This is a genomic window from Streptomyces sp. NPDC048473 (assembly GCF_043200155.1).
In the GTDB taxonomy this organism is placed as follows: domain Bacteria; phylum Actinomycetota; class Actinomycetes; order Streptomycetales; family Streptomycetaceae; genus Streptomyces.
On the sequence record NZ_JBICXE010000011.1, the window covers coordinates 181,305 to 205,502 of the forward strand.

21 protein-coding genes and 1 pseudogene are annotated in these 24,198 nt (G+C 69.2%); 13 read left to right on the forward strand and 9 right to left on the reverse strand.

All coding sequences use genetic code 11. The features are described 5' to 3' along the window. The first annotated feature begins 26 nt into the window (after positions 1-26). From ACGFU7_RS20525 to ACGFU7_RS20535, 3 genes are all read left to right on the forward strand, one after another. A complete protein-coding gene (locus tag ACGFU7_RS20525) occupies positions 27-1,466 on the forward strand; it encodes a gamma-aminobutyraldehyde dehydrogenase (protein ID WP_393697418.1) in 1,440 nt (479 codons plus the stop codon). Between the two features lie 181 nt (positions 1,467-1,647). After that, positions 1,648-2,811, forward strand: a complete 1,164-nt coding sequence (locus ACGFU7_RS20530) for a PotD/PotF family extracellular solute-binding protein (RefSeq protein WP_393697458.1) — start codon at positions 1,648-1,650, stop codon at positions 2,809-2,811. 53 nt (positions 2,812-2,864) lie between these two features. Next, positions 2,865-3,410 (forward strand): hypothetical protein, encoded by a 546-nt coding sequence (locus tag ACGFU7_RS20535; protein WP_393697419.1) that lies wholly within the window; start codon positions 2,865-2,867, stop codon positions 3,408-3,410. Position 3,411: 1 nt separating this feature from the next. Here the strand turns inward: ACGFU7_RS20535 and ACGFU7_RS20540 are convergent, their stop codons facing one another. The 6 genes from ACGFU7_RS20540 to ACGFU7_RS20565 form a co-directional block, all read right to left on the reverse strand. Beyond that, complete coding sequence (locus ACGFU7_RS20540; protein WP_393697420.1) at positions 3,412-4,611, reverse strand: serine hydrolase domain-containing protein; 1,200 nt, start codon at positions 4,609-4,611, stop codon at positions 3,412-3,414. 107 nt (positions 4,612-4,718) lie between these two features. Then, positions 4,719-5,411 carry a response regulator transcription factor gene (locus ACGFU7_RS20545; RefSeq protein ID WP_266357456.1) on the reverse strand — a complete coding sequence of 231 codons (693 nt, stop codon included), beginning with the start codon at positions 5,409-5,411 and terminating at the stop codon, positions 4,719-4,721. Then, the gene (locus ACGFU7_RS20550) at positions 5,408-6,595 is read right to left on the reverse strand and encodes a sensor histidine kinase (protein WP_393697421.1); all 1,188 of its coding nucleotides are present in this window, start codon (positions 6,593-6,595) and stop codon (positions 5,408-5,410) included. The genes ACGFU7_RS20545 and ACGFU7_RS20550 overlap by 4 nt, the downstream gene beginning before the upstream one ends. 11 nt (positions 6,596-6,606) lie before the next feature. Further along, positions 6,607-7,413 (reverse strand): SAM-dependent methyltransferase, encoded by an 807-nt coding sequence (locus ACGFU7_RS20555; protein ID WP_393697422.1) that lies wholly within the window; start codon positions 7,411-7,413, stop codon positions 6,607-6,609. A gap of 67 nt (positions 7,414-7,480) precedes the next feature. Continuing rightward, complete coding sequence (locus tag ACGFU7_RS20560) at positions 7,481-8,185, reverse strand: glycerophosphodiester phosphodiesterase (RefSeq protein WP_393697423.1); 705 nt, start codon at positions 8,183-8,185, stop codon at positions 7,481-7,483. A 22-nt stretch (positions 8,186-8,207) separates the two neighbouring features. After that, entirely contained in the window at positions 8,208-9,242 is a 1,035-nt protein-coding gene (locus ACGFU7_RS20565; RefSeq protein WP_393697424.1) for an adenosine deaminase, read from the reverse strand. 134 nt (positions 9,243-9,376) lie between these two features. On the opposite strand from ACGFU7_RS20565, the gene ACGFU7_RS20570 reads away from it, so the two are divergent. Beyond that, complete coding sequence (locus tag ACGFU7_RS20570) at positions 9,377-10,102, forward strand: DUF4190 domain-containing protein (protein WP_393697425.1); 726 nt, start codon at positions 9,377-9,379, stop codon at positions 10,100-10,102. Positions 10,103-10,214: 112 nt separating this feature from the next. Here the strand turns inward: ACGFU7_RS20570 and ACGFU7_RS20575 are convergent, their stop codons facing one another. After that, a complete protein-coding gene (locus ACGFU7_RS20575) occupies positions 10,215-10,754 on the reverse strand; it encodes an NADAR family protein (RefSeq protein WP_393697459.1) in 540 nt (179 codons plus the stop codon). Between the two features lie 215 nt (positions 10,755-10,969). On the opposite strand from ACGFU7_RS20575, the gene ACGFU7_RS20580 reads away from it, so the two are divergent. The 8 genes and pseudogenes from ACGFU7_RS20580 (at position 10,970) to ACGFU7_RS20615 (ending at position 20,731) form a co-directional block, all read left to right on the forward strand. Continuing rightward, complete coding sequence (locus tag ACGFU7_RS20580) at positions 10,970-12,484, forward strand: gamma-aminobutyraldehyde dehydrogenase (protein ID WP_393697426.1); 1,515 nt, start codon at positions 10,970-10,972, stop codon at positions 12,482-12,484. Positions 12,485-12,527: 43 nt separating this feature from the next. Continuing rightward, the gene (locus ACGFU7_RS20585; protein ID WP_393697427.1) at positions 12,528-13,778 is read left to right on the forward strand and encodes a spermidine/putrescine ABC transporter substrate-binding protein; all 1,251 of its coding nucleotides are present in this window, start codon (positions 12,528-12,530) and stop codon (positions 13,776-13,778) included. Between the two features lie 53 nt (positions 13,779-13,831). Further along, positions 13,832-14,998 (forward strand): ABC transporter ATP-binding protein, encoded by a 1,167-nt coding sequence (locus ACGFU7_RS20590; RefSeq protein WP_393697428.1) that lies wholly within the window; start codon positions 13,832-13,834, stop codon positions 14,996-14,998. Continuing rightward, complete coding sequence (locus tag ACGFU7_RS20595) at positions 14,995-15,924, forward strand: ABC transporter permease (protein WP_393697429.1); 930 nt, start codon at positions 14,995-14,997, stop codon at positions 15,922-15,924. Before ACGFU7_RS20590 ends, ACGFU7_RS20595 begins: the two co-directional genes overlap by 4 nt. Beyond that, positions 15,924-16,727 (forward strand): ABC transporter permease, encoded by an 804-nt coding sequence (locus tag ACGFU7_RS20600; RefSeq protein WP_393697430.1) that lies wholly within the window; start codon positions 15,924-15,926, stop codon positions 16,725-16,727. The genes ACGFU7_RS20595 and ACGFU7_RS20600 overlap by 1 nt, the downstream gene beginning before the upstream one ends. A gap of 22 nt (positions 16,728-16,749) precedes the next feature. Next, positions 16,750-18,165: an NAD(P)/FAD-dependent oxidoreductase gene (locus ACGFU7_RS20605; protein WP_393697431.1), complete on the forward strand. Its 1,416-nt coding sequence runs from the start codon at positions 16,750-16,752 to the stop codon at positions 18,163-18,165. A gap of 150 nt (positions 18,166-18,315) precedes the next feature. Next, positions 18,316-18,847 (forward strand): annotated as a pseudogene (locus ACGFU7_RS20610) (hypothetical protein). Positions 18,848-18,904: 57 nt separating this feature from the next. Then, positions 18,905-20,731, forward strand: coding sequence for a chitinase (locus tag ACGFU7_RS20615; RefSeq protein WP_393697432.1), 1,827 nt, complete (start codon positions 18,905-18,907; stop codon positions 20,729-20,731). Here ACGFU7_RS20615 and ACGFU7_RS20620 read toward each other — a convergent pair. Then, a complete protein-coding gene (locus tag ACGFU7_RS20620; protein ID WP_393697433.1) occupies positions 20,682-21,497 on the reverse strand; it encodes a phosphatase PAP2 family protein in 816 nt (271 codons plus the stop codon). The genes ACGFU7_RS20615 and ACGFU7_RS20620 overlap by 50 nt on opposite strands. A 524-nt stretch (positions 21,498-22,021) precedes the next feature. Between ACGFU7_RS20620 and ACGFU7_RS20625 the strand changes: the two genes are divergently transcribed. Further along, on the forward strand, positions 22,022-22,417 hold the full coding sequence (locus ACGFU7_RS20625; protein WP_393697434.1) for a zinc ribbon domain-containing protein: 396 nt from the start codon (positions 22,022-22,024) through the stop codon (positions 22,415-22,417). Positions 22,418-22,602: 185 nt separating this feature from the next. Here the strand turns inward: ACGFU7_RS20625 and gabT are convergent, their stop codons facing one another. Next, on the reverse strand, positions 22,603-23,943 hold the full coding sequence (gene gabT, locus ACGFU7_RS20630; RefSeq protein WP_393697435.1) for a 4-aminobutyrate--2-oxoglutarate transaminase: 1,341 nt from the start codon (positions 23,941-23,943) through the stop codon (positions 22,603-22,605). Positions 23,944-24,198 lie beyond the last annotated feature (255 nt).

Below are 24,198 nucleotides of genomic sequence, written 5' to 3' on the forward strand. Positions count from 1 at the left end.
TGGACGTGTCGACAGGAGGGGTGGTTGTGACCACCGAGGTGCGCCGTCTGCGCAACTACATCAACGGAGAGTTCCGGGACGCCGCTGACGGGCGGACCATCGACGTGGTCAACCCGGCGACGGAAGAGGTCTACGCGACCTCGCCGCTCTCCGGCCAGGCCGATGTCGATGCCGCGATGGACGCCGCCGCGGCCGCTTTCCCCGCCTGGCGCGACGCCACGCCCGCCGAGCGCCAGAAGGCCCTGCTGAAGATCGCGGACGCCTTCGAGGAGCGCGCGGAGGACCTCATCGCAGCCGAGTCGGAGAACACCGGCAAGCCGATCGGGCTCACCCGTACCGAAGAGATCCCGCCGATGGTGGACCAGATCCGCTTCTTCGCGGGTGCGGCGCGGATGCTCGAAGGCCGCTCGGCCGGCGAGTACATGGAGGGCCTGACCTCCATCGTCCGCCGCGAGCCGGTCGGCGTCTGCGCGCAGGTCGCGCCGTGGAACTACCCGATGATGATGGCCGTCTGGAAGTTCGCCCCGGCGCTCGCCGCGGGCAACACCGTCGTCATCAAGCCGTCCGACACCACCCCGGCGTCGACCGTGCTGATCGCTGAGATCATCGGCCAGATCCTTCCCAAGGGCGTTTTCAACGTCATCTGCGGCGACCGCGACACCGGCCGCGCGATGGTCGAGCACCCGACCCCGGCGATGGCCTCCATCACCGGTTCGGTACGGGCCGGCATGCAGGTCGCCGAGTCCGCCGCCAAGGATGTCAAGCGGGTCCACCTGGAGCTCGGCGGCAAGGCCCCGGTCGTCGTGTTCGAGGACACCGACATCGCCAACGCGGTCGAGGGCATCTCCGTCGCGGGCTTCTTCAACGCGGGCCAGGACTGTACGGCCGCGACCCGCGTCCTGGTCCACGAGTCCATCCACGACGAGTTCGTCACCGCCCTGGCCAAGGCCGCCGCCGACACGAAGACGGGGCAGCCGGACGACGAGGACGTGCTGTACGGCCCGCTCAACAACGCCAACCAGCTCAAGCAGGTCAGCGGCTTCATCGAGAGGCTCCCCGCCCACGCAAAGGTCGAGGCGGGCGGCCACCGGGTCGGCGAGAAGGGCTACTTCTACGCCCCGACCGTCGTCTCCGGCCTCCAGCAGGACGACGAGATCATCCAGAACGAGGTCTTCGGCCCGGTCATCACCGTCCAGAAGTTCACGGACGAGGCCCAGGCACTGGAGTACGCCAACGGTGTCGAGTACGCCCTGGCTTCCTCGGTGTGGACCAAGGACCACTCCCGCGCCATGCGGATGTCCAAGAACCTCGACTTCGGCTGTGTGTGGATCAACACCCACATTCCGCTGGTCGCCGAGATGCCGCACGGCGGATTCAAGAAGTCCGGCTACGGCAAGGACCTCTCCGCGTACGGCTTCGAGGACTACACCCGCATCAAGCACGTCATGACCTCGCTCGACGGCTGACCCTTCGTCAGCTCGCGTGCGCGGCCCCGGGCATCAGCCCGGGGCCGTTTGCGTACCAAGGGAACGGAACGGCATCGACAGGGTGTGCGGACGGGGCGTGTGCCGCTGGACGGTTGGTCCATTGCCCGCGCCGTCGCCCGACCGGCATCCTGCGCAGGTGCGAGCAACCCCGAAGAACCCCATGTCCCGCCGGTCCCTGCTGCGCGCCTTCGGGGCCACAGCGGCCGGTGTCACGCTGGCCGGCTGCGGAGTGCCCGCCGCCTATGTGGAGCCCGGCGACCGCGCCGGACGCGACACCTCCGCGCGCGACCACTCCCTGCACTTCGCGAACTGGCCCCTCTACATCGACACCGACGACGAGGACACGTCGAAGCGGCCCACCCTCGACGAGTTCAGCAGGCGCACCGGGATCTCGGTCACATACACCGAGGAGATCAACGACAACGACGAGTTCTTCGGGAAGATCAGCCCGGCCCTGATGAACCACCAGGAGACCGGCCGGGACCTGATCGTCATCAGCGACTGGATGGCCGCCCGGTTCGTACGGCTCGGCTGGGTGCAGGAGATGGACCGGGCCGAGCAGCCCAACGTCGCCAAGTACCTGGATCCGCAGCTGAGTTCTCCCGCATTCGACAAGGGCCGGATGCACAGCGTCCCCTGGCAGTCCGGGATCACCGGCATCGCGTACAACCGCAAGAAGCTCGGCCGCGAGATCAAGCACCTGAGCGATCTGTGGGCGGACGACCTGCGCGGCAAGGTGACGCTGCTGTCCGGGCTCGACGAGTCCTTCGCCCTTCTGATGCAGGGCAACGGCGTCGACGTCACCCGCTGGAAGCGGGACGACTTCTACGAGGTGTGCGACCAGGTGGAGAAGCTGGTGAAGACGAGGCATATCCGCCGCTTCACCGGCAACGACTACATCAAGGACCTGTCGACCGGCGATGTGCTCGCCTGCCAGGCCTACTCCGGCGACGTCATCCAGCTCCAGGCCGACAACCCGGAGATCGAGTTCGTGGTGCCCGAGGAGGGCGCCGAGCTCTGGGCGGAATCGCTCATGATCCCCAACCTCGCCCGCCACAAGCGCAACGCCGAGAAGCTCATCGACTACTACTACGAGCCGGAGGTGGCCGCGGAGCTGGCGACCTGGGTCAACTACGTCTGCCCCGTCCCGGCCGCCCGCGAGGTGCTGGCCTCCTCCAAGGACGAGGAGACCGCTGCGCTCGCCGAGGATCCGCTGATCTTCCCCGACGACGCGATGCGCCGACGGCTGGCGATCGCCCGCGACATCACGTCCGAGGAGCGCACCGAGTTCGCCAAGAAGTGGAACGCCGTCGTCGGCCTGTGAGCCGTACCCGGGGTGGTGTAAAGAGCCGGTAAATACGGGCGTACGCTGCGGCCATGAGCGAGCGAAGAGCCCTGCTGAGGCGCATACGCGTGTGGTTGGTCGTCTTTATCGTCTGTCTGGCGCTGAGCGGGCTGACCGCCTTCCCGCTCGTCCACGAACTCCACTGGGCCGAGGACCTGCTGAAGTCCTCGGCCTCTCCGGTACCCGAACACTTCCCGGCCCTGATGGAGTGGATCACCCGGGTCCGCACCGGTCTCGACGAGGCGGACGCGAAGTACCCCTTCGTGCTGTACGGCACCGACTGGCTGGCCTTCGCGCACCTCGTCATCGCGGTCGCCTTCTACGGCCCCTACCGCGACCCGGTCCGCAACATCTGGGTCATCGAGTTCGGCATGATCGCCTGCGCCGGGATCATTCCGCTCGCCCTGATCTGCGGACCGATCCGGGGCATCCCCTTCTGGTGGTCGGTCATCGACATGTCGTTCGGGGTCTTCGGGGTGATCCCGCTGCTCGTCGTACGCCGCATGATCAAGCGGCTGGAGGCCATGGAGCGGACACCGCAGCAGGTGCCCGCCCCGACGGCCGCACCGGCGGTCTGAGTCACCCGGACGACGGGGCGCCGAAGGCGGCCACCACGATGTTCATCGCCGTGGGATTCATGCCCTCACCCTTCGCGTCCGTCGCGTTGACGCTGTAGACGAGGGTCCGGGAGAGATCACGGGTGGCCGCAATGGCCGTGTTGTAGCCCCAGCGGCCACCCGTCTTTCCCCAGACCTCGCGCCCGCCCAGCTTCATCACCGACAGACCCACGCTGTACGCGGCAGGGCCGCCCGTGCCGTACTCGCGCACCGACGCGCCGGGCAGTGTGAACATCTCCTCCAGCAGCGGACCGCGCACCACCTGCCCGCGGAACAGCGCCCCGGTGAAGTGCTCCAGGTCGGCGGTGGTGGAGATCAGGTCACCCGCCGCCCAGGCGTCCGTCGCCCCCCACACCGACACATCGCGCAGCTCGCCGGTCCCGGTGAAGATCTGGTAGCCGTGGTTGTACGGGCCGCGGATCGTCGGGTCGGTGCCGGGGAAGTACGTGTCCTTCAGGTGCAGAGGCTTCAGGATGCGGCGGGAGACCTCCCCCGCGTAGGTGTGGCCGGTGACCTTCTCGATCAGCAGGCCCGCCACGGTGTAGCCGATGTTGGCGTAGTGCTGCTGCGTACCGGGCGCGAAGTCCGGCTCGTGGGACGTGGCTTCGCGTACCGTGTCCGCCGCGTCGTGCAGGTCGAAGCGGTGCGCGTACGACTCGTCCAGGGTGTCGCCGCCGGAGCCTACGGACGGGATGCCGCTGGTGTGGTTCAGCAGCTGGCGCACCGTGACCTTCTGGTACGTCGCAGGGATCAGCTCCGGCAGATAGTGCCGGGCCGGGCGGTTCAGGTCGAGCTTCCCCTCGCCTGCCAACTGGAGCGCGACGGCGGCAGTGAAGACCTTGGTGACCGAGCCGGCCCGGAAGCGGGCGTCCCGGTCCGCCGGACGGTTGGACTCCAGGTCGTGGACGCCGGAACTGCCCCGCCAGGTCCCCTCGGTGCCCGCGACCCGCACCAGCGCGGCCGTGGCGTCGTCCCTCGGGAGCCCGGAGATCGCGGCGCGCAACACCTCGGCGTCCGGTGCCTCCTGGGCGGTCGCGGTCGCGGTCACGGCGGAGGCGGTCGCCGGGGTACGGGCTGCCGCGAGCGCCGGTCCGGCCGGGACGGCGGCCATGCCGAGGACCAGGGCGGTGGCGATGACGGTACGGGTAGCGCGGGCGTTCATGTCCGGTGCCTCCTGGGTGTGGGATCCGTCTGCTGCTGGACTCCATCCTGTTGATCCGCAGGCCCCGGCGGATCACCCGGCCGAGCGGTCCTCGGCATGAGCTCCTCTCACCTGTGCGGGGGAGACGGGGGCGCTTGTCCCTCCGGAGAGGGAGTCACGACACCGCATTCGTACGCACAGATCACCGCCTGGATCCGGTCGCGCAGCCCCAGCTTGGACAGCACATTGCCGACATGGGTCTTCACCGTGTGCTCGCTGACGACCAGCGCGGCCGCGATCTCCGCGTTCGACAGCCCGCGGGCCAGATGCAGCAGCGTCTCGTGCTCCCGGGCGGTCAGTACGTCCAGGCGCGCCGACGGTCCCACGGCCGAGGCGGCCGGGCGCGAGGTGTACTCCTCGATCAGCCGCCGCGCCACCGACGGCGCCAGCAGCGAGTCCCCGGCCGCCACCACCCGAACCGCGTGCACCAGGTCGTCGCGGCGCACGTCCTTGAGCAGGAAACCGCTCGCGCCCGCGTGCAGCGCCTCGTAGACGTACTCGTCGGAGTCGAACGTGGTCAGCATGACCGTTCGGCAGCCGGTCTCGGCGTTGATGGTGCGGCAGGCCTCGATGCCGTCCGTGCCGGGCATCCGGATGTCGAGCAGTGCCACCTCGGGCCCAAGCCGCCGCACCGCGTCGACCGCCGCGGCCCCGTCGCCCGCCTCGGCCACCACCTCGATGTCCGGCTGCGCGTCCAGGATCATCGCGAAGCCGCTGCGCACCAGCTCCTGGTCGTCGGCCACCACCACGCGGATCGTCAACTTCCCACTCCTGTCTGTGTCTGGGTCTGCGTCTGCGGAATCGTCACTCGGACCCGGAACCCCCGGCCGCCCGGGCCCGGGCCGGTGTCGGCCGTGCCGCCGTGTGCGGCGGCGCGTTCCCCGATGCCGATCAGACCCATGCCGGCGCCGCCCGCGGAACCGCTCCCGTCATCGGTGACCGTGATGATCAACGCCCTCGTCCTGTAATCCAGTTGAACGGAGACCATGTCGGCGGCGGCATGTTTGACCACGTTCGTCAGGGCCTCCTGCACGATCCGGTAGACGGTGGCCTCGACAGCCAGGCCGATCGGGCGGGCCGGGCCCGTGACCTCGTACGAGATCTCCAGACCGCTGCCACGTACCCGCTCGACCAGTCCGGGTAATTCGTCCAGTACGGGCTGAGGTTCGCGCGGCGCACCCGGCACGCTCTCGTTCTCGCGCAGCACGCCGAGCATGCGGCGCAGCTGCACCATGGCGTCCCGGCCCGTCTCCGAGATCGCGTCGAAGGCCGCCTCGGCGCGCTGCGGCGCCGTGCGGACCGCCACCGGGCCGGCCTCCGCCTGCACGATCATCAGGCTCACCGCATGGGACAGGATGTCGTGCATCTCCCGGGCGATCCGGGCCCGTTCGCGCGCCGCGGCCTGCTCGGCCTCGATGCGGTGCGTCAGCTCCAGCTGACGGGCCCGGTCCTCCACCGCACGCAGATAGGCCTTGCGCGTCACGGCAAGCCGGCCGAAGGCGTAGGCCGCGGCGAACACGAAGAGGGAGAAGAGCAGTTCCCTGATGTCGTTGCTGTCGAGCCCGACCGAGCACAGCACCGCCAGTGCCGTGAGCGCGGCGATCCCGGTCCGCTTCGGCGACGAGGAGAGTTCGGCCACCGTGTAGAACGCCACGAGGCCGGTGTACGGAAGCGGCTGGCCCGGCCCGTCGACCGTGAACTTGTACAGACCGCCGGCCGCGAGCACGGCGATGAGGACCGTGACCGGCGCCCGGCGGCGGGCGACCAGCGGCAGCACCATCAGGGTCGTCAGCCCGTACGCCGTCCACGTGGCGTCGGGCAGCTCCGGGGCGCGCGGCACGACGAACGGCATGGTCATGGCCGCCTGTACCAGCAGAGCGATGAGGAGGTCGACGGCGCGGGGACCGGCCCCGAGCACCCTCGCCCCGATGTCCCGTATCCGCATCGGGCGCGCTGTCAGCGCTTCCGCGCCACTGCGCCGAACTGGGCGACCTCGGCCGCGCCGGAGCCCGGGGCGGCGCGCCAGCGTGCGCAGGACACGATGCCCGGCTCCACGAGTTCGAGCCCCGTCAGGAACGCGGCGAACTCGGCGCGGCTGCGCGCGGTGATCGGCGGGGTGGCGTTCTCGTTCCAGAACCGCATCGCCGCCTCGTTGCCCTCGCCGCCCAGCTCCAGCGTGGGGTGGGTGAGCACCAGATGGCTGCCGGACGGCATCGCGGCCATCAGCGTCCGGACGATGCGCTGCGCCTCGTCCGTGTCGAGGACGAAGTTGAGGATGCCGAGCAGCATGACCGCGACCGGCTTCTTCAGGTCCAGCGTCGGTTCCACGGCCCGCAGGATCTGCTCCGGGTGGTGGGCGTCCGCGTCGATGTACTCGGCCCTGCCCTCCGGTGAGCTGGTGAGCAGCGTGCGGGCGTGCGCCAGCACGATCGGGTCGTTGTCGACGTACACGATGCGGGAGTCGGGGGCGGTGTGCTGGGCGACCTCGTGCGTGTTGTCGGCGGTCGGCAGGCCGGTGCCTATGTCGAGGAACTGCCCGATCCCCGCGTCACCGGCCAGGTACCGGACGGCCCGCCCCAGGAACGCCCGGTCGGCGCGCGCCACTTCGCCGATGCTCGGATACAGGCCGCTGACCTGGTCGCCGACCGCGCGGTCCACGGGGTGGTTGTCCTTGCCGCCGAGCCAGTAGTTCCAGACCCGCGCGTTGTGGGCGACGTCGGAACGGATGCGGTCGTTGAGAGGGGTGGTGCGGGCTTCGGTCACGTCTCTGCTCCTCTGGCTCCGGGCCTGGCATCACGGCGGATGCGGCGCGTCCATGATGCCGGACCGATCAAGAGGAGCCGGTGGCACAGGAGTTGGTGACGACACTGCGCAGAGCGTCCACCCGGTTGGTGGTGATCGAGTCGACTCCCTGCCGGACGAGGCGGCGCATGGTGCGCTTGGTGTCGGCCGTCCAGGCGGACACCAGCAGTCCGTCCTGGTGAAGACGGTCCGTCAGCTCCCGGTCCACCAGACCGAACCGGTAGTTCAGCCACCGCGGCCTCACCGCGTCGAGCAGTGCGGCGCGCGGCGGCGCGAGGGTCGTCCAGGTCAGGGCGATCTCGGCGTTCGGATCGGCGGCGCGCACCCGCAGCATGGCATCGGGGCCCGCGCAGTAGTACGCCCGCTCACCGGCCCCGCACTCGCGCACCACACCGACGATCTTGCGTACCGAGTCGTCGGTGGAGCCGGGCAGATCGACCATGACGCGGTGCGCCCCGGCGGCGATCAGCGCTTCGCGCAGTGCGGGCACACCGCCCGCGGTCAGCTCGGTGAGCTCCTTGTGGGTCAGCAGGTCGAGACGCACGTCATGGCCCCACAGCCGCTCCAGCGTGGAGTCGTGCAGCAGGACCGGTACGCCGTCGCGGGTGACCCGCACATCGATCTCGACCGCGTCCGCCCCCCGTTCGAGGGCGGAGCGGATCGAGGGCAGCGTGTTCTCGCGGACACGGTAGGGATCGCCGCGGTGAGCCACGGCCGTGACAGTGGTGACCATGGGGCCATTGTGACCACCGGGGTCAGCGGCCGGTGCGCTCCAGCCAGTTCGTCGTGTACGTGTCGATCTCGGCGGCCAGCGTCCGCTTGCCGGCCACGTCGAGGTACGACGCCTCGACCGCGTTCTTCGCCAGCGCCGCGAGACCCCGCTCGTCCAGACCGAGGAGACGGGCGGCCACCCCGTACTCGTTGTTGAGGTCCGTGCCGAACATCGGCGGGTCGTCGCTGTTGATCGTGACCAGGACGCCCGCCTGCACCATTTCCTTGACCGGGTGCTGCTCGATGTCGGTCACCGCGCGGGTCGCGATGTTCGAGGTCGGGCAGACCTCCAGCGGGATGCGGTGCTCGGCGAGGTGGGCCAGCAGCTTCGGGTCCTGGACGGAGTTGGTGCCGTGACCGATGCGCTCGGCGCGCAGATGGGTCAGCGCGTCCCAGACGGTCTGCGGCCCGGTGGTCTCCCCGGCGTGCGGCACGGAGTGCAGACCCTCGGCGATCGCCCGGTCGAAGTAGGGCTTGAACTGCGGCCGCTCCACGCCGATCTCCGGGCCGCCGAGCCCGAACGAGACGAGCCCCTCGGGCCGCAGGTCCACGGCGAGCCGGGTGGTCTCCTCGGCTGCTTCGAGCCCGGCCTCGCCGGGAATGTCGAAGCACCAGCGCAGGACGACCCCGAGCTCGGCCTCGGCGGCCTTGCGGGCGTCCTCTATCGCCTCCATGAACCCCTGCTCCGGGATGCCGCGCCGGGTCGAGCTGAACGGGGTGACGGTCAGCTCCGCGTAACGGATGTTCTGCCGGGCCATGTCACGGGCGACCTCGAAGGTCAGCAGCCGGACGTCCTCCGGGGTGCGGATCAGGTCCACGACGGAGAGATACACGTCGATGAAGTGCCTGAAGTCCGTGAAGGTGAAGTAGTCGGACAGCGCCTCGGGGTCGGTGGGGACCTTGGAGTCGGGGTGGTGCGCGGCCAGCTCGGCGACGATACGGGGCGAGGCGGACCCGACATGGTGGACATGCAGTTCCGCCTTGGGCAGCCCCGCGATGAAGGGGTGCAGATCGGTCATCGGATACTCCGGAGGCATGGGACGGTTCGGGTGCCGGGCGCGGTCGGCCGGGCAGGGGACGGGGATCATCGTAGGCCGGGTCCTGCCGTGCGGTGGTGGGCCGTAGCATGACGGGATCACGATGGGGGAGGCCCATGTCAGACAACACAGAGCAGCCCGCGGGCGGGGCCGCGCCGCGCGATCCGTGGGCTCCGCCGGACAGCAGAGTGCCGCTGGAGAAACCGGCCGGCGATCCCCGGCCGCCTGCTGTGCACGACCAGCCGACCGTCACCTCGATGCCGGGTGTGGGGGACGGCCCCGCGCCGGCCGCGGGACCCGGGTTCGGCGCGGGAGCGCAGACCGGGCCGGTGCAGGACTCCGGGGCCGGGTTCGGCCCCGGAGAGGTACCGCCGCCGCCGATCGCACCGAACGGACCGAGCCAGCAGGTCCCGCCGGCCGCGGGGCAGTACGGCTACCCGGCCGCGCCGGCCCCGCAGTACGGCAGCTACCCGGGGTACGCCGGCTACAACCAGGCACCCTGGGGCGGGCCCGCGCCTTCCAACGGCATGGGTACGGCAGCCATGGTGCTCGGCATCCTGGCCGTCTGTCTGTTCTGCATCTACGGGATACCCAGCCTGATCCTGGGCGCACTCGCCCTGATCTTCGGCATCCTGGGCCGCAAGCGGGTACAGCGCGGCGAGGCGACCAACAGCGGTCAGGCGCTCGCCGGGATCATCATGGGATCCATCGGCATCGTTTTCGGTGTGGCGATCATCAGCTTCTTCATCTGGCTGTTCGCCACCCACGCCGATGAATTCGACGACAGCACCTACAACGACGACCCGTACTCCACGTCTCTGGTCGTCGACGTCACGCGATAGCGGACGCCGAGCGCCGGTGCCCCCGACCTCTGCGGGTACCGGCGCCGTATCCCTCCCGATGGCCGGGCGGGCCGGACTCCGGCCCGCCCGGCCATCGGGCATCCCGGCCGCCTCATGGCGCGCGCAGCTCCGCCCGCGCGTCCATCAGCGCGAACCCCAGCAGATTCAGCCCCCGCCAGGTCGCCGGATTCTCCGCACGCGGGTCGTCCGCCGCCAGCCCGATGCCCCAGATCCGGTCCATGGGGCTCGCCTCGACCAGCACCCTGTCCCCGGTGCTCAGCAGGAATTCCCGCAGCTCCGGGTGGTGGCCGAACTTGTGGACGCTGCCGGCCACCACCAGGGCGTACCGCTCGCGCTCCCACACCGCCCCGTCGAAACCGCGGACCAGCCGGCCCACCTTCTTCGCCTGGGCCGGGCTCTTCGCCGACACGGCCTCGGTCTCCGACTCCGCGTCGCCGAAGAGCCGTGCCTTGGCGGCCATCATCCAGTGCTCGGCCGACGCGTACGTCACCCCGTCGACCGTGAAGGGCGCCGGCCACCACTGACTGAGACAGCTCGCACCGATGCTGCCGTCGGGCCGCGGGCGGTGCCCCCAGAAGTGCAGATACTTCACCTTCTTGCCGCGCTCGGTGCGCGCCAGGAGATCGTCCATGTGTTCCATGACACGCGAGTCTGGCATCCGCCACTGACACTCCGTACGTGGAATTCCGCAGCGGCGCGACACATGGTCGACAGATTCCGTCGCGTAACCAAAAGGCAACAACGGAATCACTTGTTGAGGCCGATCCCCTCTGTCAGGATCGGCACTCAAATCGAGCAGAAGCTACGCCGCCCCGTACTCCGGGGACTGCGGCGGAGGAGAGCGTCATGGGCAACGGCATCCAGGTGCGGGACCGCTTCGCGGACGGCGCACAGTACATCGGCGGAAAGCTGCGGTCCGGTACATCGGGGCGTCATCACGAGGTGGTGAACCCGGCAACGGGCGAGACCGTCTACACCTACGAACTGGCGGGCACCGCCGATGTCGACGCGGCCGTCGCCGCCGCACGCGAGGCGTTCCCCGGCTGGTCGGGTGCGACTCCGGCCGAGCGGGCCGAGGCGATGCACCGCTTCGCCGCCGTCCTCGCCGAGCAGGCCGACGACTTCGCGTACGTCGAGTCCCTCCAGTGCGGCAAGCCGATCAAGCTCTCCACCGAGTTCGACGTGCCCGGCACCGTCGACAACACCTCCTTCTTCGCGGGCGCCGCCCGCCACCTGGAAGGCAAGTCGGCCGCCGAGTACGACGGCGACCACACCTCGTACGTACGCCGTGAGGCGATCGGCGTCGTCGGCTCCATCGCGCCCTGGAACTACCCGCTCCAGATGGCCGCCTGGAAGGTCCTCCCGGCCATCGCCGCGGGCAACACGATCGTGCTGAAGCCCGCCGAGATCACCCCGCTGACCTCGCTGATGTTCGCCCAGGCGGCCACCGGGGCAGGCATCCCGGACGGCGTGATCAACATCGTCACCGGTGCGGGCAAGGACGCCGGCGAGCACCTCGTCGGCCACCCGGACGTCGTCATGACCTCCTTCACCGGCTCCACCGCCGTCGGCAAGCGGGTCGCGGAGATCGCCACCTCCACCGTCAAGCGCCTCCACCTCGAACTCGGCGGCAAGGCCCCCTTCGTGGTCTTCGACGACGCCGACCTCGAAGCCGCGGTCCACGGCGCGGTCGCCGGAGCGCTCATCAACACCGGCCAGGACTGCACCGCCGCCACCCGCGCCTACGTCCAGCGCCCGCTCCACGACGCCTTCGTGCAGGGTGTCGCCGAGCTGATGGAAACCGTCCGGCTCGGCGACCCCTTCGACCCGTCGACCGACCTCGGCCCGCTGATCAGCCACGCCCAGCGGGACCGGGTCGCCGGATTCGTCGAGCGAGCCCGCGCGTACGCCACCGTCGTCACCGGCGGCGAGGCCCCCGGCGGCGAGCTGGCGGCCGGTGCCTACTACCGGCCGACCCTGGTCGCCGGTGCCGCCCAGGACAGCGAGATCGTCCAGTCGGAGATCTTCGGCCCGGTCCTGGTCGTGCTGCCCTTCGACACCGACGACGAGGGCATCCGCCTCGCCAACGACACCCCGTACGGACTCGCCGCCTCCGCCTGGAGCCGCGACCTGTACCGGGCGAACCGCGCCACCCGGGAGATCAAGGCGGGTTGCGTCTGGATCAACGACCACATTCCGATCATCAGCGAGATGCCGCATGGCGGATACAAGGCCAGCGGCTTCGGCAAGGACATGTCGTCGTACTCCTTCGAGGAGTACACGCAGGTCAAGCACGTCATGTACGACAACACCGCGGTAGCCCGGAAGGACTGGCACCGCACGATCTTCGGGGACCGATAAGCCGGCCGACCCCCGGCCACACACACCCGAAAGGGCAAAGCGCATGGAGCAGTACGAGCCCGAGCGTCTCTCCGCGGCCCAACTTGCCGCGATGCGACGCAGTCTGACCAGTGGCCGGGGCGCCCTGACCCGCCGCTCGCTACTCCGTGCCTCCGGCATGGGGGCGCTCGCGATCGGCGGTCTCGGCACGCTGAGCGCCTGCGGCATCCCGCCGGCGAAGCGGGAGGGGGACGCCGCGGCGGCCTCCGACGACCACTCGGCCAAGGAGAAGCAGATCAACTTCTCCAACTGGACCGAGTACATGGACGTCAGCGACGACGAGAAGCACCGGCCCACCCTGGAGGCGTTCACGAAGCGCACCGGGATCAAGGTCAAGTACACCGAGGACATCAACGACAACGTCGAGTTCTTCGGCAAGATAAAGCCGCAGCTCGCCGCGGGCCAGGACACCGGCCGCGACATCGTCATCGTCACCGACTGGCTGGCCTCACGCATCATCCGGCTCGGCTGGGCCCAGAAGCTCGACCCGGTGAACCTTCCGCACGCCTTCGCCAACCTCTCGGCCCAGTTCCGCACCCCCGACTGGGACCCGGGCCGCGCCTACTCCTACCCCTGGACCGGCATCCCCACCGTCATCGCCTACAACTCCAAGGCGACCGGCGGCCGCAAGGTCGACTCCATCACGCAGCTGCTCGACGACCCCGCGCTCAAGGGAAGGGTCGGGTTCCTCTCCGAAATGCGTGACTCCGTCGGCATGACCCTGCTCGACATGGGCAAGGACCCGGGCTCGTTCACGGACGCCGACTACGACGCCGCGATCGGCCGGATCCAGAAGGGCGTCGACAAGAAGCAGATCCGCCGCTTCACCGGCAACGACTACACCGCGGACCTCGACAAGGGCGACATCGCCGCCTGCGTCGCCTGGGCCGGCGACATCATCCAGCTCCAGGCCGGAAACCCGGACATCAAGTACGCCATCCCGGCCGCCGGCTACATCACGTCGAGCGACAACATGCTGATCCCGGCCAAGGCACGGCACAAGACCAACGCCGAGAAGCTCATGGACTACTACTACGAGCCGCCGGTCGCCGCCCAGCTCGCCGCGTACATCAACTATGTCTGCCCGGTCGACGGTGTCCGAGAGGAACTCGCCAAGATCGACAAGGTGATGGCCTCCAACACACTCATCCTCCCCGACAAGGAGATGGCGGCCCGCTCGCACGCCTTCCGCTCGCTGACAAGCAAGGAAGAGACGGCGTACGAAGAGAAGTTCGCCAAGCTCATCGGCGCCTGACCGCCTCGCCCCTCCTCCCCGATCTCCCCCTGACACCACTGGGACTGCGACCCATGACACAGCAGCAGACAGGCGGCGACGTCCGCCTCACCGGGATCAGCAAGACGTACGGCTCCTTCGCCGCCGTCAAGCCGCTCGATCTGACCGTCCCGCAGGGCTCCTTCTTCGCGCTGCTCGGCGCGTCCGGCTGCGGCAAGACCACCACCCTGCGGATGATCGCGGGCCTGGAGGACGCGACCACCGGCACCGTCTCGCTCGGCGGCCGGGACATCACCGACCTGCCCCCGTACAAGCGGCCCGTCAACACGGTCTTCCAGAGCTACGCGCTCTTCCCACACCTCGACATCACCGAGAACGTCGCCTTCGGTCTGCGGCGGCGCGGCATCAAGTCGGTGAAGAAGCAGGTCGACGAGATGCTGGAACTCGTCCAGCTCGGCGACTTCGCCAAGCGCAAGCCGCACCAGCTCTCCGGCGGCCAGCAGCAGCGCGTCGCCGTCGCCCGCGCCCTGATCAACCACCCGCAGGTGCTCCTCCTCGACGAGCCGCTCGGCGCCCTCGACCTCAAGCTGCGCCGCCAGATGCAGCTGGAGCTCAAGCGCATCCAGACCGAGGTCGGCATCACCTTCGTCCATGTCACCCACGACCAGGAGGAGGCCATGACCATGGCCGACACCGTCGCGGTGATGAACGCGGGCCGGGTCGAGCAGCTCGGCGCCCCCGCCGATCTGTACGAGAACCCGAAGACGACCTTCGTCGCCAACTTCCTCGGCACCTCGAACCTCATCGAGGGCGAGATCGTCTCCGCGGGCACGGACATCGTGGTGGCGGCGGGCGGCGGGAAGCTGCGGCTGCCCACCGGCCGATGTACGGCCCCGACCACGGACGGCGGCAAGCTGCTGCTCGGCGTACGCCCGGAGAAGATCTCGCTCGCGCACGCCGACGACGCGGACGCGATAGCCGACGGCCGCAACCGGGTCACCGGCCGGATCGTCGACTCCAGCTTCATCGGAGTGTCCACGCAGTACGTGGTGGAGAGCCCGGCGGGCAAGGCGCTCCAGGTCTACGAGCAGAACATCGAGCGTGACGCCCGGCTCGCCCCAGGTGCCGAGGTCGTCCTGCACTGGAACCCGGCACACACCTTCGGCCTGGACGCCGCTCAGTCCATGCTTGCAGGGACGATGGGCGACGCCGGTGTGGAGACGGTGGAGGACGCGGCGTGACCGTCACCAAGGAGGCGCCACCCGCCGCGCCCATCACAGAGGCGAAAGTACGCAAAGCCTCCACCCGCAAGCGCCTCGTCCCCTACTGGCTGCTGCTCCCCGGCATCCTGTGGCTGGTCGTCTTCTTCGCGCTTCCGATGGTCTACCAGGCGTCGACCTCCGTACAGACGGGATCCCTGGAGAAGGGATTCGAGGTCACCTGGCACTTCCAGACCTACTGGGACGCGCTGCAGGACTACTACCCGCAGTTCATCCGGTCCCTGCTCTACGCGGGCACCGCCACGATCCTGTGCCTGCTGCTCGGCTACCCGCTCGCGTATCTCATCGCCTTCAAGGCCGGCCGTTGGCGCAATGTCGTCCTGGTGCTGGTCATCGCGCCGTTCTTCACCAGCTTCCTGATCCGTACGCTCGCCTGGAAGACGATCCTCGCGGACAGCGGCGCGGTCGTCGACGTACTGAACACACTGCACATCCTGGACGTCACCAGCTGGCTCGGCTGGACCGAGTCGAACCGGGTGCTGGCCACGCCGATGGCGGTGGTCTGCGGTCTCACGTACAACTTCCTGCCGTTCATGATCCTGCCGCTCTACACCTCGCTGGAGCGGATCGACGGCAGGCTGCACGAGGCGGCCGGCGATCTGTACGCCACCCCCGCCGCCACCTTCCGCAAGGTGACGTTCCCGCTCTCCATGCCGGGTGTCGTCTCCGGAACGCTGCTGACCTTCATCCCGGCCAGCGGTGACTACGTCAACGCGGAACTGCTGGGCTCCACCGACACCAAGATGGTCGGCAGCGTCATCCAGACCCAGTTCCTGCGCGTCCTCGACTATCCGACGGCGGCCGCGCTCTCCTTCATCCTCATGGCGGTCGTCCTGATCATGGTCACCGTCTACATCCGCCGCTCCGGGACGGAGGACCTGGTCTGATGCCCGTACTGCGCTGGATTCGCCGGAATCTGATCGTCATCGCGGGTCTGCTGACCCTCGCGTACATGATCCTTCCGAACGTCGTCGTGATGGTGTTCTCGTTCAACAAGCCGAACGGGCGCTTCAACTACGCCTGGCAGCACTTCTCCCTGGACGCCTGGAAGGACCCCTGCGGCGTCGCCGACATGTGCGGCTCGCTCTCCCTGTCCCTGCAGATCGCCACCTGGGCCACCGTCGGCGCGACCGTCCTGGGCACGATGATCTCCTTCGCGCTGGTCCGCTACCGCTTCCGGGCGCGCGGCGCGATCAACTCGCTGATCTTCCTGCCGATGGCGATGCCCGAGGTCGTCATGGCCGCCTCGCTGCTCACGCTCTTCCTCAACATGGGCGCACAGCTGGGCTTCTGGACGATCCTCATCGCACACATCATGTTCTGCCTGAGCTTCGTCGTGACGGCCGTCAAGGCGCGTGTGATGTCGATGGACCCGAGGCTCGAGGAGGCGGCCCGCGATCTGTACGCGGGCCCCGTACAGACCTTCCTGCGGGTGACGCTGCCGATCGCCGCCCCCGGAATCGCCGCGGGAGCGCTGCTCGCGTTCGCGCTCTCCTTCGACGATTTCATCATCACCAATTTCAACGCGGGCTCCACCGTGACCTTCCCCATGTTCGTCTGGGGATCGGCACAGCGCGGCACGCCCGTGCAGATCAACGTCATCGGTACGGCGATGTTCATCATTGCCGTGACGGTGGTTGTCGCCGGCCAGCTGATCGCGAACCGGCGGAAGAACAGCGCACGACCGTGAGTTCCTGAAGGAGTTGGAAACCATGGCCCCAGTTGCCATGCGTACTGCTGCACAATCACTCTCCGACGCCAAGCCGGTCTCGTTCTGGCTGGACGACCCCGGCAGGCCCGAGGCACTGCCCGCCCTCACCGGCGACGAGCACTGCGACCTCCTCGTCATCGGCGGCGGCTACAGCGGACTGTGGACCGCGCTGATCGCCAAGGAACGCGACCCGGAGCGGGACGTCGTACTGATCGAGGGGCACGAGGTGGGCTGGGCCGCCTCGGGCCGCAACGGCGGATTCTGCGCCGCCTCCCTCACCCATGGTCTGCCCAACGGCCTGGAGCGCTGGCCGGACGAGATCAGGAAGCTGGAGGAGCTGGGCGAGCGGAACCTCGATGCCATCGAGGCCGCCGTCGCCCGCTACTCCATCGACTGCGAATTCGAGCGCACCGGCGAAATCGATGTCGCCACCGAACCCCACCAGCTCGAAGAGCTTCAGGAATGGCACCAGGAGGCCGAGAGGCGCGGCTTCACGGGGACGGAATTCCTGGACCGGGACGCGCTGCGCGCCGAGGTCGACTCGCCCACTTTCCTGGGCGGGATCTGGGACCGGAACGGGGTCGCCATGCTGCATCCCGCCAAGCTGGCCTGGGGCCTGAAGCGGGCCTGTCTCGACCTCGGGGTACGGATGTACGAGCACACCCGGGGCCTCGAACTGGCCAGGTCCACCACCGGAATGGCGGTCCGCACGCCGTACGGAAGGGTCTTCGCGCGCCGCGTCGCCCTCGGTACGAACATCTTCCCTTCGCTGGTCAAGCGGGTACGCCCGTACACCGTGCCGGTCTACGACTACGCACTGATGACCGAACCCCTCAACGACGGGCAGCTCGCCTCGATCGGCTGGAAGAACCGGCAGGGACTGGGCGACAGCGCCAATCAGTTCCACTATTTCCGGATGTCGGCCGACAACCGGATTCTGTGGGGCGGCTATGACGCGATCTATCCGTACGGGGGCCGGCTGAGCGCCGATCTCGATCAGCGTCCGGAGACCTTCCTCAAGCTCGCGGGCCAGTTCTTCGACTGTTTCCCGCAGCTGTCCGGGGTCCGTTTCAGTCACGCCTGGGGCGGGGCGATCGACACCTGTTCCCGCTTTTCCGCATTCTTCGGTACGGCCCATCAGGGCAGGGTCGCCTACGCCGCCGGATATACCGGACTCGGCGTCGGAGCCACCCGGTTCGGAGCCGATGTGATGCTCGATCTGCTGGCGGGCGAACACAATGAGCGAACCGCTCTGGAAATGGTCCGCAGCAAGCCGATGCCGTTCCCGCCGGAGCCCTTCGCCTGGGCCGGGATCGAGCTCACCAAACGGTCCCTGGCCAGGGCGGACAGCAATGGCGGGCACCGCAATCTGTGGCTGCGGACGATGGACCGGATGGGGCTCGGCTTCGACAGCTGAGCGCGGCGGGCCGCCCACCCCCCGGGGGCGCGTGATCCAGTTCACTGCCAACCGGTGGCCCGAACCCGCGTAATGGATCGGCGCCACCCCTCTCTTCCGTGCGAATGCACCGGCAATGCATGGCCGGTGCACGCGGAATGGAGGCCGGTCATGGCCGGCGCGGGGGTCGAAGCCGCAGTCGAGTGGCTCGTATCGGTGGCGCCGGATCCGGACGCCTGCTGGTGGGAGTGGGAGCGCAATCCCCAGGGGATCGCGCTCCTTCCCGCCGGCAGGCGCTGGGACGTACTGATTCTTCCGGGGGAGCTGGGCTGTCCCACGCTCGATGTGCTCACCCGGCTCATCGACCGGCCCGGGCCGGTCCTCTCCGATTTCGGCGACGCCCGCATGGGCTTCTTCGTGCCTCCGGGCACCGTCACCCGCTGGGTCGGCACCGGCGTACGGGGAGCGGGGCAGGGCACCTGGATCCGTCGTGCCGTACCCGGGGCGGGAGGCCGCAGGCGGGGTGCGCCGGCTGATCCCGCCGGACGGCTCGGGAACGCTCACCGACGCGACACTTCTGGAGCCCGCGATGCATGAGGCGGCGGGGAGGGCCGAGAGCGGCGGGGACCGACGGGGAAACGGCGGACGCCGTCGGCAGCACCCCGGCGGGACCGGGGTGCTGTCAGAGGTCTTGACAACCTGATTGGTCTGGACCATGTTGTGGCCGCCGCACTCAATTCCCCCATGCATGGAGGCCGTTGTGGAACGCACGGGACCCCCCGCCCGATTTACCGGACTTCTGGCCGCTTTCTCGGCCGCCCTGCTGGCCGCCGGCGGCCTGGCCGCCACCGCGCCGTCCGCCGCCGCCGCCGACTCCGATCTGGCGCGCAACGGCGGCTTCGAGGCCGGCCTGGACGGCTGGAGCTGTACCGGCGGAAGCGGAGCGACCGTCAGTACACCGGCCCACAGTGGTACTTCCGCGCTGAAGGCGACCCCGGCCGGCAGCGACAACGCCAAGTGCTCCCAGTCCGTGACCGTCAAGCCGGACTCCACGTACACGCTGAGCGCCTGGGTGCAGGGGAGTTACGTCTACCTCGGCGCGGACGGCACCGGCACGACCGACGTGTCCACCTGGACGCAGTCGGCGGCCGACTGGCAGCAGCTCACGACCACGTTCAAGACCGGCCCGTCCACCACCTCGGTGACCGTCTACACCCACGGCTGGTACGGCACGCCCGCCTACTACGCCGACGACCTCACCCTGGTCGGCCCCGGCGGCGACCCGGTCGCGCTCCCGGCCACCCCCACCGGACTGAGGGCCGGCACGGCCACCGCCTCCTCGGTCGGCCTCTCCTGGACGGGTTCCTCGGGGGCCACCGGCTACAACGTCTACCAGGGCGGCACAAAGGTCCTCTCGGCCACCGGCACCTCCGCCACCGTGACGGGCCTGGCCGCGTCGACCGCGTACAGCTTCCAGGTCGCCGCGACCAACTCCGCCGGTGAGTCCGCCAAGTCCGCCGCCGTCTCCGCCACCACCATGGCGGGCGGCCCGGGCGGCGGGGGCGGGGCGCTGCCCGCCCACGCCCTCGTCGGCTATCTGCACTCCAGCTTCGCCAACGGCTCCGGCTACACGCGGATGGCGGACGTACCCGACTCCTGGGACGTCATCGACCTGGCCTTCGGCGAACCGACCTCGGTCACCTCGGGCGACATCCGCTTCTCGCTCTGCCCGGTCACCGAGTGCCCGAACGTCGAGTCCGTGGCCGAGTTCAAGGCGGCGATCAAGGCCAAGCAGGCCGCGGGCAAGAAGGTGCTGATCTCCATCGGCGGTCAGAACGGCCAGGTGCAGCTCTCCACCACCGCCGCCCGTGACACCTTCGTCTCCTCGGTCAGCAAGATCATCGACGAGTACGGTCTGGACGGCCTGGACATCGACTTCGAGGGCCACTCGCTCTCGCTGAACACCGGGGACACCGACTTCCGGAGCCCCACCACCCCGGTCATCGTCAACCTGATCTCCGCGGTGAAGACTCTCAAGGCCAAGTACGGCGACAAGTTCGTCCTCACCATGGCCCCCGAGACGTTCTTCGTGCAGCTCGGCTACCAGTACTACGGCTCGGGCCCCTGGGGCGGCCAGGACCCCCGTGCCGGTGCCTACCTCCCGGTCATCCACGCGCTGCGCGACGACCTGACCCTGCTGCACGTCCAGGACTACAACTCGGGCTCCATCATGGGTCTGGACAACCAGTACCACTCGATGGGCGGCGCGGACTTCCACATCGCCATGACCGACATGCTGCTCACCGGCTTCCCGGTGGCCGGCGACACCACCAAGGTCTTCCCCGCGCTCCGCCCCGACCAGGTTTCCATCGGCCTGCCGGCCTCCACCCAGGCGGGCAACGGCTACACCACGCCCGCCGAGGTCACCAAGGCGCTGAACTGCCTGACGAAGAAGACCGACTGCGGTTCGTACGCCACCCACGGGACGTGGCCGGGGCTGCGCGGACTGATGACGTGGTCGATCAACTGGGACCGCTTCAACAACGGGGAGTTCTCGAAGAACTTCGACGCCTACTTCGGCAGCTGAGGCCCAGCGGCAGGAGCAGCAGCCCGCACAGGAACCAGCTGCCCAGCACATCCAGCGGCCAGTGATAGCCGCGCAGCACCAGACCGATGCCCGTCGCCGCTGTCAGCAAGGCAGCGGCGACGGGCATCATCCACGACCGTCGCGCGTACGGCGCGACCAGCAGCGCCGCCGCCCCGTACGCCACCGCGGCCGTCGCCGCATGACCGGACGGGTAGTAGCCGGTGGCGTCGGTCAGCGGTCCCGGGCGGGCGATCCAGTCCTTCAGCGGGACGACCAGCAGGGGCACCGCCGCCATGGTGAGCGCCGCGTACAACGGCTCACGGCGTGCGCCGAGCACCAGAGCCCAGACGATCGCGCAGCCCAGCACCGGGAGCGCGAGCTGCATATTGCCGAGATCGGCGAGGAATTCGGTCAGCCGGGCGGGGCCGTGTCCGACGACGGCCCGGCCGGTCCGCTCGTCCAGCGTGCGCAGCGGACCGTCGGCCGCGACCTGCCAGGTGGTGAGAGCGAAGAGTGCCGGAAGGGACGACACCAGAAAAATGAGAAGAGCCGGCCGCCCGGGAACAGGGGGGGTGGTTCCGGGGCGGCCGGTCGGATCGGTTTGCCGCGCGCCCCGGGGGGTTTGGGGCGAGCGGCCATCCGATCGGTGAGGAGTTCCGGAGCCAGAGGCTCCAGTGGTGTGCGCGAAGGCACGGCCAGGACGGTGCTGGGAAAGCTCCGGCCCGGCGTCGCCGGCAGTCCCCTGCGGGCGGGGTGTTTCTCTCATCTGCAGAAACCGTACGTCAGCCGATGGGGGACCGACAGACGGAAACGGATCCCGCCATCGGCCCCCCACACGTTCTTCACCTACCGTCCCGGGTGAGGCCGGGCTATTCAAACAAGTGTCCCATTTCTCGCTGGGGCCGGTGAGTGTCGAGGGAGGGGCGGTCATGTGTGTGGTGGTAGTACTACGGTCCGATGTCATGAAGCTGGTGGTACAGGTGAAGCTGCTGCCGACGCCTGAGCAGGCGTCGGCGCTCGAGGCGACTCTGTATGCCTGCAATCGGGCCGCCGCCACCTGCGATCTACCCGATCCGCCGGTGTACGAGCCGGTCGACTGGGTGGGCGTCGATCGAGGCATTGTGAACCTGGCCACCACCAGTGACGCCGCCGACTACCAAGGACGCAGGCTGTTGCGTTACCGGCGATGGCAGGCCCGCAAACGCGCCGAACTCCAGGCCAGGAACACCCGCTCCGCCACCCGCCGCCTCGCCCGCCGCGCGCAGAAGGAAGAAGCGTCATGCCACTCAGGTGAACCACGCCATCAGCAAGGAGATCGTGTCCGTCGCGCAACGCACCGGTCGCGGGATCGCCGTCGAGGACCTCGGCGGCATCCGCGAGCGGGTACGGCTGCGCCGCGACCAGCGGGGCACGCTCTCCTCCTGGCCTTTCCACCAGCTCGGCCAGAACCTTGCGTACAAGGCCCGCCGGGCCGGTGTGCCATTCCTTGAGGTGGATGCGGCCTACACCTCGCAACGCTGTCCGTGCTGCGGGCACACAGAGCGGGCCAACCGGCCCGACCGGGACAACTTTCACTGTCGTCGGTGCGGGCTCGCCGGCCCCGCCGATGTCGTCGCCGGGGTCAACGTGCGCGATCGCGCACGCTCGGCGTGGGTGTTCGTCACCGCACCCGCACCCATCCCCTGAACTTCGTCCGGGGGATGGGTGGATGCGACCCGTGACCGTTCCGTCGTAGGGGGCAGTCGGGAGTGCGACAAGGTGTGAACGACCGAGTACGTACACACTCGGCCGTTCACGGCCGAGAAGGTGACAGGCCCTCACGCGGGCCCCCCGGCGAAAACGCCTTCCGTCACCTCCGGGGTTCGCACAGGTCAGATCTGGCCGAAAGCCTGCTCGAGGACATCGAGAGCCTCGTTCAGCAGGTCCTCGCCGATCACCAGCGGCGGGAGGAAGCGCAGGACGTTGCCGTACGTGCCGCAGGTCAGGACCAGCACGCCCTCGGCGTGGCAGGCCTTGGCGAGCTTCGCGGCGGCCTCCGGGTTCGGGTCCTTCGTGCCGGACTTCACCAGCTCGATCGCGATCATCGCGCCGCGGCCGCGGATGTCACCGATGACATCGCCGTTCGGCAGCTTCGCCTGCATCTCGGCGAGGCGGCCCTTCATGACCTCCTCGATGCGCTTCGCCTTCCCGTTCAGGTCCAGCTCACGCATCGTCTCGATGGCACCGAGCGCCCCCGCGCAGGCCACCGGGTTTCCGCCGTAGGTGCCACCGAGGCCACCGGCGTGGGCGGCGTCCATGATCTCGGCGCGGCCGGTCACGGCGGAGAGCGGAAGACCGCCCGCGATGCCCTTGGCGGTGGTGATCAGGTCGGGGACGATGCCCTCGTCCTCACAGGCGAACCACTGGCCGGTACGGCAGAAGCCGGACTGGATCTCGTCGGCGACGAAGACGATGCCGTTGTCCTTGGCGAACTGGGCGATCGCCGGGAGGAAGCCCTTGGCCGGCTCGATGAAGCCACCCTCGCCGAGCACCGGCTCGATGATGATCGCGGCGACGTTGTCCGCGCCGATCTGCTTGGTGATCTGGTCGATGGCCTGGGCGGACGCCTCCGCACCGGCGTTCTCGGCGCCGGTCGGCCAGCGGTAGCCATACGCCACCGGCACCCGGTAGACCTCGGGCGCGAACGGGCCGAAGCCCTGCTTGTACGGCATGTTCTTGGCGGTCAGCGCCATCGTGAGGTTGGTGCGGCCGTGGTAGCCGTGGTCGAAGACGACGACCGCGGTGCGCTTGGTGTAGACGCGGGCGATCTTCACCGCGTTCTCGACGGCCTCGGCGCCCGAGTTGAACAGCGCGGACTTCTTGGCGTGGTCGCCCGGCGTCAGCTCGGCGAGCTGCTCACAGACCTCGACGTACCCCTCGTACGGCGTGACCATGAAACAGGTGTGGGTGAAGTCGGCGAGCTGCGCGGACGCACGGCGTACGACGGCCTCGGCGGAGGCGCCGACCGACGTCACGGCGATACCGGAACCGAGGTCGATCAGACGGTTGCCGTCCACGTCCTCGATGATCCCGCCACCGGCGCGGGCGGTGAACACCGGCAGGGTGGAGCCCACACCTGCGGCCACCGTCGCGAGACGGCGGGCCTGCAGCTCCACCGACTTCGGGCCGGGAATGGCAGTGACGACGCGGCGCTCCTGCGGAATTGCGGTCATGAGGGGCTCCTGTGGGGTGTTTCGGACGCTTCTCTTTCTGCAGGCTATGGGCGAGGCCCGGGGTCCGGCATGTTCCGTTCGGGAGTGGTGGCCGGACGCGGTTGTCCGTCACGGACATACCGACGGGGTACGGGGGCCGGGCTGCGGGGGTGCGCGGGCAGGACGAAGGGCCCCGGGCACGGGCGAAGACTTCCCGCCGGACCGCGTCTGACGGGGTGGTACGGGGCACTAGATTGATGACTTCGGGCGCCTGCG

Excerpts from the sequence above, each read along its gene's own strand:
- ACGFU7_RS20530 (WP_393697458.1), top strand. The coding sequence starts at position 1,648 with ATGTCCCGCCGGTCCCTGCTGCGCGCCTTCGGGGCCACAGCGGCCGGT.
- ACGFU7_RS20535 (WP_393697419.1), top strand. The coding sequence starts at position 2,865 with ATGAGCGAGCGAAGAGCCCTGCTGAGGCGCATACGCGTGTGGTTGGTC.
- ACGFU7_RS20540 (WP_393697420.1), bottom strand. The coding sequence starts at position 4,611 with ATGAACGCCCGCGCTACCCGTACCGTCATCGCCACCGCCCTGGTCCTC.
- ACGFU7_RS20550 (WP_393697421.1), bottom strand. The coding sequence starts at position 6,595 with ATGCGGATACGGGACATCGGGGCGAGGGTGCTCGGGGCCGGTCCCCGC.
- ACGFU7_RS20560 (WP_393697423.1), bottom strand. The coding sequence starts at position 8,185 with ATGGTCACCACTGTCACGGCCGTGGCTCACCGCGGCGATCCCTACCGT.
- ACGFU7_RS20565 (WP_393697424.1), bottom strand. The coding sequence starts at position 9,242 with ATGACCGATCTGCACCCCTTCATCGCGGGGCTGCCCAAGGCGGAACTG.
- ACGFU7_RS20570 (WP_393697425.1), top strand. The coding sequence starts at position 9,377 with ATGTCAGACAACACAGAGCAGCCCGCGGGCGGGGCCGCGCCGCGCGAT.
- ACGFU7_RS20575 (WP_393697459.1), bottom strand. The coding sequence starts at position 10,754 with ATGGACGATCTCCTGGCGCGCACCGAGCGCGGCAAGAAGGTGAAGTAT.
- ACGFU7_RS20580 (WP_393697426.1), top strand. The coding sequence starts at position 10,970 with ATGGGCAACGGCATCCAGGTGCGGGACCGCTTCGCGGACGGCGCACAG.
- ACGFU7_RS20585 (WP_393697427.1), top strand. The coding sequence starts at position 12,528 with ATGGAGCAGTACGAGCCCGAGCGTCTCTCCGCGGCCCAACTTGCCGCG.
- ACGFU7_RS20590 (WP_393697428.1), top strand. The coding sequence starts at position 13,832 with ATGACACAGCAGCAGACAGGCGGCGACGTCCGCCTCACCGGGATCAGC.
- ACGFU7_RS20600 (WP_393697430.1), top strand. The coding sequence starts at position 15,924 with ATGCCCGTACTGCGCTGGATTCGCCGGAATCTGATCGTCATCGCGGGT.
- ACGFU7_RS20605 (WP_393697431.1), top strand. The coding sequence starts at position 16,750 with ATGGCCCCAGTTGCCATGCGTACTGCTGCACAATCACTCTCCGACGCC.
- ACGFU7_RS20620 (WP_393697433.1), bottom strand. The coding sequence starts at position 21,497 with ATGAGAGAAACACCCCGCCCGCAGGGGACTGCCGGCGACGCCGGGCCG.
- gabT (WP_393697435.1), bottom strand. The coding sequence starts at position 23,943 with ATGACCGCAATTCCGCAGGAGCGCCGCGTCGTCACTGCCATTCCCGGC.